The sequence below is a fragment of the Fundidesulfovibrio sp. YSD1 genome (assembly GCF_055397115.1).
Map to the genome: position 1 here is coordinate 2,700,517 of NZ_AP043666.1, position 11,895 is coordinate 2,712,411.

The window sequence follows — 11,895 nt, forward strand, 5'->3', positions numbered from 1 at the left end:
ATAGAATAATCTCATAAAACATGCCAAAGAGCAACAGCGGAACGCAGCCGCGACGGTAACGATTGCGTCACGCCGTGGCCGGACCGCAAAGAAGCAAGCAAGGCCGGCGGGCGCTATTGATCTTGGATGACCTGTGGATTATGTACGGCGCGATGCGCCTTGTATATCTCTCTCCCGTTCCATGGGACAGCTTCGACCAGCGTCCCCACCAGTTCGTGGAGTGGTGCCGGGTGCGGCACGGCGCATCGGTGCTCTGGATCGATCCCTATCCCACGCGCCTGCCCGACGCCTCCGACCTGCGCAGGCTGTGCCGCCTGGAGCGGCCCGTGGCGGCCTGCCCGCCCCGTGGGCACGCGCCCGGGGCCGAGCGCGTGCTGCGCCCCAGGTCCTTTCCCGTGGAGCCCCTGCCCGGCCTGCGCCAGGCCAACAGGCCCCTGTGGCGCGGCGTGCTCCGGGAGGTGGACGCGTTCGTCTCCGGCGGGGGTGCGGTGCTCGGCGTCGGAAAACCGTCGCGCCTGGCCCTGGAGATCCTCTCCAGGCACCCGGGCGTCCCTTCGTTCTACGACGCCATGGACAACTTCCCGGCGTTCTACACCGGGCTTTCGCGCCGCTCCATGCAGCGCTGCGAGAGCGCGGTGGAGGACCGCGCGGACAGGATCGTCGTGTCCTCCACCGAGCTTTCGCGCCGCTTCGCGCGCCACGCGGGGAGGCTCTCCAAGGCGCTCAACGCCTGCGCCTCGGACCGGCTGCCGCAGCCCAGGCTGGCGGGTCCTCCGGACGCGCGCCCCGTGCTCGGCTACGTGGGCACCATCGGGCACTGGTTCGACTGGGGGCTGGTCACGTCCCTGGCCGAGGCCAATCCGCGCGTGTCCGTGCGCCTGGTTGGCCCGGTGCACGTGCCGCCTCCGGGGCCGCTGCCGGGCAACGTGGAGCTTCTGCCCCCCCGCGCCCACGCCGAGGCCCTGCTCCTCATGCGCGAGTTCTCCGCGGGCCTGATCCCCTTCAAGCTGACGGAACTCACGGCCTCGGTTGACCCGATCAAGTACTACGAGTATCGCTCACTGGGATTGCCAGTCGTTTCGACGGGATTCGGCGAAATGGCCCTGCGGCGGTCCGAACCCGGGGTGTTCATCCTGGACAGGGACGCGCACCCCTCGCGGATCGCGGAGGCGGCGCTGTCCTGGCGGTGCGGCGTGGACGAGATCATGGACTTTCGCGCCGAAAATTCCTGGGAGGCCCGCTTTGACGCATCCTTCGTCCTCCCCTGAGTGCGACGCGGTGGTGGTGAACTACAACGCCGGCGGGCTGTTGTCCGGCTGCGTGGCGTCCATCCTCGCCGCCGGGGCCGCGCGCGTGGTCGTGGTGGACAACGCCTCCAGGGACGCCAGCCTGGCCGAGCTCGCCAGGACCGTCCCGGCCGAACGCGTCAGCGTGATCCGCAACGCGAGCAATTTGGGCTTCGCCAAGGCCTGCAACGCCGGGCTCGCGGCCACGTCCGCCCCGATGATCCTCTTCTTGAACCCCGACAGCGTGCTGGACCCTGGGGCCCTGCGCCGCCTGGCCGCCGCCCTCGGGGCCGATCCGCGCGCGGGCATGGCCGGCGGGTTCGTGGTGAACCCGGACGGCACGGAGCAGCCCGGCGGAAGGCGCGACTTCCCCACCCCGGGCAAGGCTTTCGTCAAGGCGTTCGGCCTCTCCGGGTTCCTGCGCGACTTCCAGCGCCACCAGGACCCCCTGCCGCACGCGACCGTGGAGGTGCAGGCCGTGTCCGGCTCGTGCATGCTCGTCAAGCGCGAGGCCGTGGAGGACGTGGGGGCCTGGGACGAAGGCTACTTCCTGCACTGCGAGGACCTGGACTGGTGCATGCGCTTCCACCTCAAGGGCTGGAAGGTGCTCTTCGTGCCGGACGCGCCGGTCACGCACGTGAAGGGCGCGTGCGGAGAGGGCCTGCGCCTGTTCGTGGAGTGGCACAAGCACAAGGGCATGGTCCGCTTCTACCGCAAGTTCTACCGCGACCGTTACCCGAGGGCGCTCTGGGGGCTCGTGGTGGCCGGGGTGTGGCTGCGCTTCGCCGCGCTGGCCTGCCTGTCGGGTGCGAAGGGCCTCCTGGCCCGGGCGGGGCTTGCGCGTGCCTAGCGCGGCCGGCTCCATGGTGGGGGTGATCGGGGCCACGAGTCTGGTGGGCAGTCGCCTGACGCCCCTGCTTGCGGCTTCGGGGGCGCGGGTCGCCGCGTTTTCGCGCCGTGGCGCCCCGGAAGGGGGCGATCCCGCGCGCTGGTTCACGCTTCCGGAACCCGGGGGCGAGCCCCTGGCCGCATCCGCCGTGGGGGAATCCGTGCCCCTGTGGGTCTGCGCCGCGCCCATCTGGTGCCTTCCGGAACATTTCGGGCTGCTGGAGGTCCTGGGCGCGCGCCGGGTGGCGGCGGTCTCCTCCACGAGCCTGTACACCAAATCAGGTTCGTCCGACCCCGCCGAGCAGGAGGTCGCCCGCAGGCTGGCCTCGGCCGAGGAGGAGCTCGCCCGCTGGGCCGGGGCGCGGGGCGTGGAGTGGGTGATTCTTCGGCCCACCCTGATCTACGGCGGCGGCGAGGACAAGAACATCGCCCAGATGGCCCGCTTCATCCGCCGGTTCGGCTTCTTCCCCGTGTTCGGCCAGGCCTCGGGCAAGCGCCGCCCCGTGCACGCGCGCGACGTGGCGGCCGCCTGCGCCCGGGCCCTCTTCGCCCGGGTCTCCGGCCGGGCCTACGACATCTCCGGGGCCAGCACGCTCACCTACCGCGAGATGGCCGAGGCCGTGTTCCGGGCCATGGGCCGCGCGCCCAGGCTCGTGCCCGTGCCGCTCGGGCTCATCCGTGCGGCCGTGGGGCTCGCGCGCCTGCTGCCCCCTTGCCGGGGCTGGAGCGCGGCCATGGCCGAGCGCATGAACCGCGACATGGACTTTGGCCACGACGACGCGGCCCGCGATTTCGGCTTCGACCCGGGCCGGTTCGAGCTCACGCCCGAGGACGTGCGCCCGTGAGCGCGCTCGTGCCCATGAGCGCGGCCAGCGCGCTCGCCTCCTGGGCGGTGGCCCTGTGGGTGCTCGGCCGGGCGGGCAGACTCGGGCTCGTGCAGCAGCCCAACCACCGCTCCAGCCACGAGAAGCCCACCCCGTGCGGCGGTGGGCTCGGCATCGTTGCGGCCGGGACCGTCGCCACGGCCTGGTTCGCCTGGCAGGGCTCGCCCTGGCTCTGGGCGGCCCTGGGCCTGGCCGCCCCCCTGGCCGTGACCGGGTACTTGGACGACGTGCGCCACCTCTCGGCCAGGGTGCGCTTCGGCGTGCAGCTCGCGGTGTGCGCCGGGCTGCTGACGGTGCTTAACGTGCCCGGCTGGCCGGAGCTGCGCCCCTGGGGTGGGCTCGCGGCCTGGGCACTGGCCGGGTGTACGCTCCTCGCGGGCGCATGGTGGGTCAACCTGTTCAACTTCATGGACGGCATCGACGGCATCGCCTCGGCGCAGGCCGTGTTCATGCTCGTGGCCGCGTCCGTGCTGTGCGTGCTGGCCGACCCGTCCTCCGGGGCGTCCGGCGAGGTGGGGGCCATGGTCTGCCTGGCCTCGGCCGTGGCCGGGTTCCTGGCCCTCAACTGGCCGCCGGCGCGCATCTTCATGGGCGACGTGGGCAGCACCTGGGCCGCGTTCATGGTCTTCGCCCTGGCACTCGCCACCGTGCGGGCCGGGTGGATGGCCCCGGGCGCGTGGGCCATACTCGGGGCCGCGTTCGTGGCCGACGCCACGGTGACGCTCCTCGCGCGCATGGCGCGCGGGGAACCCTGGCGCCAGGCCCACCGCAGCCACGCCTACCAGCGGCTTTCCCGGCGCTGGCAGGGGCCGCGCAAGGCCGGTCACCTCAGGGTGACGCTTCTTCTGCTGGCGGTGGATATGCTCTGGCTGGCCCCCCTGGCGTGGGCCTGCCAATGCTGGCCCGGCTGGACGGCTGCCTGGGTCTCTCTGGCGTATGTCCCTTTGGCCGCCGCCGCTTTCGCGGCAGGCGCTGGAAGGCCGGATCATGCTCTATAGGCTTTTGGAACGGTTGTTCAACTCGCTGGTGACCCTGCCCAGGCCCGCCAAGATGGGCCTGATGCTCGCCACCGACGCGGCCTCGCTTTTCTTCGCGGCCTGGGCCGCCTACACGCTGCGCTTCGGCTACCTCTTCGAGCCCAACCACTACCAGGTGCTGCTCATGCTGATGGCGCCCGTGCTGGGCCTGCCCGTGTTTCTCGCGCTCGGGCTCTACCGCTCGGTCATCCGCTACGTGGGCGAGCAGGCGCTTCTCCTGGTGATCAAGGGCATGTCCCTGGCCGCGCTGATGTGGGCCGTGCTGGCCTTCATGACGCAGATCACCGGCGCGGAGGGGCTGCCGCGCTCGGTGCCGGTGCTGTACTGGCTCATGGGCATGGTCCTGGTGGGCGGCACGCGCTTCGCGGCGCGCTGGGCCCTGTGGACGCCCACGCGCAGGCGCTTCTCGGGCAAGCAGGTGCTCATCTACGACGCGGGCATGGCCGGGCGGCAGCTGGCGACGTCGCTGCGCTGCGGGCGCGAGCTCTTCCCCGCGGGCTTTTTGGACGACAACCCCGCGCTCCAGGGCAAGGACGTGGACGGCCTGCGGGTCTACGCGCTTTCCGAGCTGCCCATGCTCATCAAGCGCTTCGAGATCAACGACGTGATCGTCACGCAGCACTCGGCCAAGGTCGCCAAGATGCGCAGCATCCTGGACTTTCTGGAGCAGTTCCCGGTCCGGGCGCGCATTCTGCCCTCGGTGACGTCGCTGGCCGACGGGCGCTACCTGGTGAAGATGGTGCGCGAGGTGGACATCGGCGACCTCTTGGGGCGCGACATGGTGGAGGCCGACCCCGACCTGCTCGGGCGTTGCGTCACGGGCAAGTCCGTGCTGGTGACGGGCGCTGGCGGGTCCATCGGCTCGGAGCTCTGCCGCCAGATCATGGCCCTGGGGCCTTCCCGGCTGGTGCTCCTGGAGGCCAACGAGTTCGCTCTCTACCAGATCGAGCGCGCCCTGCACGCCCCGGAAGGGATGCTGCTGGTCCCCGTGCTGGGCTCGGTGAAGGACAAAGGGCTCGTGTCGCAGCTCTTCGCGGAGCACGGCGTGCAGACGGTCTACCACGCGGCGGCCCACAAGCACGTGCCCCTGGTGGAGGGCAACGTGGTCGAGGGGGCCTGCAACAACGTGCTGGGCACCATGATCCTGGCCCGGGCAGCCTATGACGCCGGGGTCAAGACCTTCGTGCTCATCTCCACGGACAAGGCCGTGCGGCCCACCAACGTCATGGGCGCGACCAAGCGCTGGGCGGAGCTGGTGGTGCAGGGCTTCGCCAGGCGCGCCCAGGACGCGGGGAGCGGCCAGAGCTTTTGCGCGGTGCGCTTCGGCAACGTGCTCGGGTCCTCGGGTTCCGTGATCCCGCTCTTCAAGGAGCAGATCGCGCGCGGCGGGCCGCTGACCGTGACGCACCCCGAGGTGACGCGCTACTTCATGTCCATCCACGAGGCCGTGGAACTGGTCATCCAGGCCGGGAGCATGGCCGAGGGCGGCGAGATATTCCTGCTGGACATGGGCGAGCCCGTGAAGATCGCGGACCTGGCCCGCAAGATGGTCCGGCTCGCGGGCTATTCCGAGCGCACCGAGGCCAACCCCGGGGGGGACCTGGAGATCGTGTTCACGGGCCTGCGCCCGGGTGAGAAGCTCTACGAGGAGCTGCTCATCGCCAGCAGCAACGCCGAGGGCACGCCGCATCCGAAGATCATGAAGGCCAACGAGCCCTTAGACGTGCCGGGCGGCCTGGACGCCCGGATGGACAGGCTCCGCGCGCTGCTGGGCGAGCGCGACGCCCGCGCGGTGCGCGAACTGCTCATGGAACTGGCCGGGTAGGGCCGGGGGGACGGGGATGCCTGGGCGCACAGCAGGAAGGACCACGCCGCGACCGGGGCCGCGCCACGGCGCCGCGCCGGGCCTGCCCCTGGCCCTGCTCGCCTGCGTGGGGCTCTACGCGGTCTACCTGAACATAATCTTCGACCTGGCGCTCGCCGGGCTCATGCTGCTCACGGGCCTGGCCCTGGGCGGGCTCGTCCCGCTCCGGGGGCTGAAGGCCGGGGACGCCCTGCTGGCGCGCCTCGCCTCGGGGCTCGGGGTCCTCGCGCTCCTGGTCTGGCTGAGCACGTTCGGCAGCCTGCGTTCCCAGAGCCTCTTCCTCGTGCTCTCGGCCGCCGTGATCCTCTGGCGGCGCGAAGCCCTGTCGCGCCACCTGGGGCAGGCGGGCAGGATATTCGCGCGCTTCGCCTCCGGCGACAGGCTCTGCGCCTGCCTCTTCCTGGCCGTGGCCTTCTTCTGGACGCTCAAGGCCAGCGCCCCCATATCGGCCTACGACGCCCTGACCAAGCACGTGGCCATCCCCTGGGACATCCTGAACAACACGCACTACGACTACAACGTCGTCCGCTCCATCGTGTACGGGGATTTCGCCCTGGGCGCGCACATGCTCTACCTGTACCTGCTGACCCTGGGCGGGCATTCGGCCATGGTCTACGTCCAGGTGGCGGCAGGGCTCACCGCCTGCCTGTGCCTGATGCGCGTCACCCGCCAGGTCGCGCCCGGACGCTTCGCGCAGCGCCTGGTGGTGCTCCTGGTCGGGGCCACGCCGCTGGTGTTCATGCTGTCCAGCATCCTCTACGTGGACATGGTGGTCTGCCTGTACGCCTTTCCGGCCGTGCTCCTGCTGGTGCGCGGATGGCGCGTGGCCGCGCGCGCGGCCGCGCCGTGCGGGTTTCTCTTCGGGTGCGCCCTGTTCGTGAAGCCGAGCATCGTCTCGCTGGCCGTCCCGGCGCTCTCGGCCCTGGGGTTCTCGCTGGCGCTGGCCGCCCGGCGGGGGCTCGTTCGCCCGGGCAAGACGTGCCTGCGCGCGGCGGCCATGCTCGCGCTTTTCCTGCTGCCCGCGCTGCCCTCCGTGCTGGTCATCTGGCACAAGACCGGCAACCCGTTTTTCCCGGCCATGAACAACGTGTTCCAGAGCCCGTATTTCCCGCGCGAGGCCTTCCCCGACCCCTTCGGCAAGAGCGAGTTGGGCTACGGGTTCACGGCGCTGTGGCGCATGGTCTTCCACACGGACAGGTTCATCGAGATGGCCCCCGGCGGCCTGGGCTACCACCTGCTGCTTTTGCCCGCCGCGTTCCTGCCGTTTTTCACCCGGTACAGGCGGAAGTACGCCCTGGTCTGCTTCTTGTGCGCGGCGAGCTTCGCCTTGGCGCTCATGCAGTCGCGCAACGCGCGCTACCTGCTCCCGGCGTTTCTCTTGACCATCCCGCTGGTGGCCGCCTCGCTCGACACCGCGTTCTCGCGCCTGCGCCCGCCCCGGCTCCGCCAGGCCGTGGCAGTACTCGCGGCGGCGGCCCTCACGGCCCCGTGCGCGGTTTACCTGGCCAAGGCCCCGGGCATGGCGCACTTCTCGCCCGCGTATTTTCATCCGCGCGCGGCGGAGTGGGTGGACAACCCGGTGATGGAGGTGCTCTCGAGCGTCGACGACAAGAAGACGTGGGTGCTCGCCTTCAACGAGGAGTTCCGGGGGGTGTTCAAGGGCCAGCTCTACTCGCTCACGTGGCACAACAGCTTCGTCCTGGAGCTTCTGGAGAGGAAGGTCCTCACTCCGGAGACCCTGCTGCAATCCTTCGACTACCTGCTCTACGGCAAGGCCCCGAGCCTGCGGGGCGTGGCCTCCTTGCATCCGTCCGTCATCGCGGACCGCCTGGAGGTGTTTCGCGAATCGCAGAACTACGTGCTCTACAGGATCAGGAAACGCCCCGTGACGGTGCTGAAAGAAAGCCTGGCCGAACCCGCGCGCGTGACCGTGTCTGACCCCAGGCTGCTGCCCTTCGAGGCGGCCCCGGGGGCGGTCTATTCCCTTGCGCTGCGCGTGGAGGCCGCGCCTGACGGGGCCGGGGAGGCGATCGTGCGCTTCCAGGTGAACTGGCACGACGAGAAAGGCGGGTTTCTGGGCGTGTCCCTGCTGCCCGCGCCCGTGCCCCGGGAGGGCGGCCCGGTGGAGATGGCCCGGGACGGGCTCACCGCGCCGGAGGGTGCCGTCAGGGGGCTTCTCTACCTGACGAGCCACACGGACGTGCCGGTCGTGGTGCATGGCTACCGGCTGACCATGACAACCCCCGGGAAGGGCGGGCCGCTGGTCGACGCCCTCAGGGCGTACGGCCGCAAGTGGCCGCACCTGGCCCCGCTGTCGTTACCCTGAGAATTCCTTGCGGTAGGTGTGGGGCTTCCAGGCCACGCCCCATTTGCTTTCGAACTTGGCGCGGTTCTCCTCGAAGAGCGCCCTGTAGCGGCCGTCGGTCTTGAGCTTGTTGAAGGACGTCTCGCCGAAGTGGTGCACGAAGACGTCGTCGCAGCAGACCACGCGCAGCCCCTCGAGGCGCACCCGGTGCGCGTAGTCGTCGTCCTCGAACATCCCCACCCCGAAGCGTTCGTCAAGAGGCCCCACGCGCTCGAACACGTCCCGGCGCATGGCCACGCAGTACATGGCCAGCACCGCGATGTCGAAGCGCTCGGGGGCGGGGTGCCTGGCGTAGTGGGCCAGGGCGAAGCCCGGAACCTCCAGGTGGCTCGAGTAGGAAACCGGGATGCGCGCCTCGTTGCCCGCCGAGTTGGTCACCGGCCCGGCCAGGCCAACGGAAGGGTCCTCCAGGTGGCGCAGGAGCCGGGTCAGCCAGCCGCGAGGGACCACGGTGTCGTTGTTCAGCAGCACCAGACGCTCGCCCCTGGCCACGGCCAGGCCCTGGTTGTTGGCCGCCGCGAAGCCCCTGTTGTCCGGATTCAGGATCGCCGTGATCTCCGGGTGGGCCGCCTCCATCTCGCGCAGGAAGTCCGGCGTGCCGTCCGCGGAGGCGTTGTCCACCACGATGATCTCGAAGTTCGGGTAGCCCCGGTGGCGCAGCAGGCTCTCCAGGCAGAGTTTGTTGTACGCGAGGTTGTTGTAGGTGACGATGACGATGGACGCCGAAGGCAGCGCCCGGAGCAGGGCGTCGTCGAGGCTTTCCCCTGCGCCGGGCTCGACGCGGGGCCAGCCGGAGGCGTCGCGCAGGGCGTCCGCCAGGGGCTCCCAGGCGGGGGAGAGCGGCAGGACCGAGGCCTCGACCAGGCCGTGCTCCCTGCGCAAGGTGTCGAAAAATTCCAGAAGCGCCACTGTGCGGGCCTCGTCGAGGGGGGCGTCCTCCAGGCCTTTTCCACCCGGCCAGGGCAGGCTCACGCGCCAAAGCCCCGGGCCTTCCTGCCGCGCCCCGGGGGGCTGGTCCGCCTCGGGCGACACCGCGAAGAAGCGGCGTCCCGGCTGCCCGGCCAGCCATCCGGCGGGCAAGGCGCTGTCGCCCGGTGCGAGAAGCGCCAGCACGTCGCGAGCGGACGCCTCCTCGTAATCGACGAAGGGAAGGGGCTCGGCGAGGGCCTCGGGCTGGCCCCCCGGCATGGGCGGGGGCGCGGCCACGGGCGGCTTCAGGCCCGGAAAGGCCCGGCGCAGGCGCTGGATCAGGCGCTCGCAAACGGGCCAGCGCCCGAGGGAGCGGCGCGCGGCCACGGCCAAGCCCCAGGCCAGGGCCGAAAGGCGCGAGGGGGCGTGGCTCACTGTCCGCGGGTCACGGACGGGAGGTCCTTGGCGAACCAGCCGCGCAAAAACCTCCAGCCCCTCCAGAAGTGCGTGAGCACGGTCACCGGAACGGCGGCCAGGGTCACGGCAAGGGACTCGTGGCGCAGGGTGTCGGCCGCGCCGAGCGCCACCAGCGCGCCGTAGACGAAGAACACCGCCTCCAGGAGCCAGCAGGGCAGCACGAAGAGCCCGGGGACCAGCATGAGAAGCAGCAGGGGGGGCAGGTAGGCGCACTTGCAGACCGCGCCGGGGCTCAAGCGGGCCTCGTGCCCGCGCCTGGCCGAGGCGTCCCCGGCCCGCTTCAGGTGCGCGCACAGGTCGGCCTCGCCCGCGCGCCAGACGAGCAGTTCGGGAAGGTACAGGATGCGCCCGAGGCTCTTGGCGGCGAGCGCCTTGCTGAAGCCAGTGTCCGAAGCGTCCCGGCCGCAGGCCGCCACGCCGTCGGTCAGCTTGACCGCGTCGCGGCGCACCACGAGGTTCAAGGCGGGCCAGGCTCCCACGTCGCCGCGCGGGGGCACGGGCAGCAGGCGCCGGGGATGGCCGCCCGTGAAGCGCGAATACGCCGAGGCCGCGCAGGCCCTGGCCACGAACGGGGCCGATGCGGGCGTGCGCGCCGGGCCGCACACGGCAGCGAGGTTCGCCTCGCGCTCGAAGGCCTGGCGGGCGTAGGTGAGCCAGTAGGGTTCCGGGCGGCAGGCGTCGTCGATGAAGGCCAGGTAGCGCCCTTCCGAGGCGAAGGCCCCGGCGTCGAGCTTGCGGGCCGAGCCCACGTCGCCGGTGGGCGCGATGCGCACGGAGGGGTGCGCGTAGAGGCCCTTGACCTCGGCCATGGGGCTGTCGGGCAGGAGGATCACCTCATAATTGGTTTCCACCGACTCGAAGAGGTGGCGCAGGCATTCCTCCACCTCGATGCCCGGCTCCTTGAAGGCCACGATGACTGAGAACAAGGGGCTGTCTGCCATGGTCTACTCCCGGAAATCCTTAGCGTCTTGGGCGCTTGGCGCGGGGGCGCGCCCCACGCGAAGCGGCATCATGCCGGGGCCGCCGTGCACGATGCCGGGTTCGGCCCGGCGGGCGCAATCGCCCGCCGGAGTATTTTCACTGTAGCCGCGTTAGCGTTTCAGGAACCAGTCGAAGTACTCGATGGTCTTCTTCAGGCCGTCGGCCAGCTTCACCGTGGGCTCCCAGCCCAGCGCGCTCTTGGCCAGGGTGATGTCCGGGCGGCGCTGCCTGGGGTCGTCCGCGGGCAGGGGGCGGTACTCGATCTTGGACTTGGAGCCGGTGTACTCGATCACCAGCTTGGCCAGCTCCAGGATGGTGAATTCGCCGGGGTTGCCCAGGTTCACCGGGCCGGTGAACTCGTCGGGGGTCTTCATGGAGCGCACGAAGCCGTCGATCAGGTCGTCCACGTAGCAGAAGGAGCGGGTCTGCTGGCCTTCGCCGTACACGGTGAGCGGCTTGCCCTGCAGGGCCTGCACGATGAAGTTGGAGACCACGCGGCCGTCGTTGGGGTGCATGCGCGGGCCGTAGGTGTTGAAGATGCGCACGACCTTGATCTTCAGGTTGTGCTGGCGGCGGTAGTCGAAGAAGAGGGTCTCGGCGCAGCGCTTGCCCTCGTCGTAGCAGGAGCGGAAGCCGATGGGGTTGACGTTGCCCCAGTAGGACTCCGGCTGCGGGTGCACGGAGGGGTCGCCGTAGACCTCGGAGGTGGAGGCCTGCATGATGGTGGCCTTCACGCGCTTGGCCAGGCCGAGCATGTTGATGGCCCCGTGCACGCTGGTCTTGGTGGTCTGCACCGGGTCGAACTGGTAGTGGATGGGCGAGGCGGGGCACGCCAGGTTGTATATCTGGTCCACCTCGATATAGAGGGGGAAGGTGACGTCGTGGCGCAGAAGCTCGAAATTCGGGTTGTCCATCAGATGCTGGATGTTGAGCTTCGTGCCGGTGAAGTAGTTGTCCAGGCAGATGACTTCGCAGCCTTCGGCGAGCAGGCGCTCGCAGAGATGGGAACCCAGGAAGCCCGCGCCGCCGGTGACGAGCACACGTTTGTTCAGGTGCATGTCGGATGATCCTTTTGAGGTGAGATGAAGCGGTCCTTGCCTTGGGCCTGTAAACCGCTTCCGGGAGTTTGTAAATCCGTGACGGCGAAGAGAGAGGGGAAGTTCCATGCGTCCCCGGCTGCCCGGCCGAAGCGGGCGACGCTTCG

9 protein-coding genes are annotated in these 11,895 nt (G+C 70.2%); 6 read left to right on the forward strand and 3 right to left on the reverse strand.

Annotated elements, in window-relative coordinates; genetic code table 11:
• Window positions 1–152 precede the first annotated feature (152 nt).
• From ACZ5V4_RS12665 to ACZ5V4_RS12690, 6 genes are read left to right on the forward strand one after another with little or no spacing between them, the layout of a single operon-like run.
• A complete protein-coding gene (locus ACZ5V4_RS12665) occupies window positions 153–1,268 on the forward strand; it encodes a glycosyltransferase family protein (protein ID WP_464315221.1) in 1,116 nt (371 codons plus the stop codon).
• The gene (locus tag ACZ5V4_RS12670; RefSeq protein WP_464315222.1) at window positions 1,243–2,136 is read left to right on the forward strand and encodes a glycosyltransferase family 2 protein; all 894 of its coding nucleotides are present in this window, start codon (window positions 1,243–1,245) and stop codon (window positions 2,134–2,136) included. Before ACZ5V4_RS12665 ends, ACZ5V4_RS12670 begins: the two co-directional genes overlap by 26 nt.
• On the forward strand, window positions 2,129–3,019 hold the full coding sequence (locus tag ACZ5V4_RS12675) for an NAD-dependent epimerase/dehydratase family protein (protein WP_464315223.1): 891 nt from the start codon (window positions 2,129–2,131) through the stop codon (window positions 3,017–3,019). The genes ACZ5V4_RS12670 and ACZ5V4_RS12675 overlap by 8 nt, the downstream gene beginning before the upstream one ends.
• Window positions 3,016–4,056, forward strand: coding sequence for an MraY family glycosyltransferase (locus ACZ5V4_RS12680; RefSeq protein WP_464315224.1), 1,041 nt, complete (start codon window positions 3,016–3,018; stop codon window positions 4,054–4,056). Before ACZ5V4_RS12675 ends, ACZ5V4_RS12680 begins: the two co-directional genes overlap by 4 nt.
• Window positions 4,046–5,920, forward strand: coding sequence for a polysaccharide biosynthesis protein (locus ACZ5V4_RS12685; RefSeq protein WP_464315225.1), 1,875 nt, complete (start codon window positions 4,046–4,048; stop codon window positions 5,918–5,920). The genes ACZ5V4_RS12680 and ACZ5V4_RS12685 overlap by 11 nt, the downstream gene beginning before the upstream one ends.
• Before the next feature lie 16 nt (window positions 5,921–5,936).
• Window positions 5,937–8,285, forward strand: a complete 2,349-nt coding sequence (locus tag ACZ5V4_RS12690; RefSeq protein WP_464315226.1) for a hypothetical protein — start codon at window positions 5,937–5,939, stop codon at window positions 8,283–8,285.
• Here the strand turns inward: ACZ5V4_RS12690 and ACZ5V4_RS12695 are convergent.
• From ACZ5V4_RS12695 to ACZ5V4_RS12705, 3 genes are all read right to left on the reverse strand, one after another.
• Window positions 8,277–9,668: a glycosyltransferase family 2 protein gene (locus ACZ5V4_RS12695; RefSeq protein ID WP_464315227.1), complete on the reverse strand. Its 1,392-nt coding sequence runs from the start codon at window positions 9,666–9,668 to the stop codon at window positions 8,277–8,279. The genes ACZ5V4_RS12690 and ACZ5V4_RS12695 overlap by 9 nt on opposite strands.
• Window positions 9,665–10,651, reverse strand: coding sequence for a glycosyltransferase (locus tag ACZ5V4_RS12700; RefSeq protein ID WP_464315228.1), 987 nt, complete (start codon window positions 10,649–10,651; stop codon window positions 9,665–9,667). The genes ACZ5V4_RS12695 and ACZ5V4_RS12700 overlap by 4 nt, the downstream gene beginning before the upstream one ends.
• 150 nt (window positions 10,652–10,801) lie before the next feature.
• Window positions 10,802–11,749 (reverse strand): UDP-glucuronic acid decarboxylase family protein, encoded by a 948-nt coding sequence (locus tag ACZ5V4_RS12705; RefSeq protein ID WP_464315229.1) that lies wholly within the window; start codon window positions 11,747–11,749, stop codon window positions 10,802–10,804.
• Window positions 11,750–11,895: the final 146 nt, after the last annotated feature.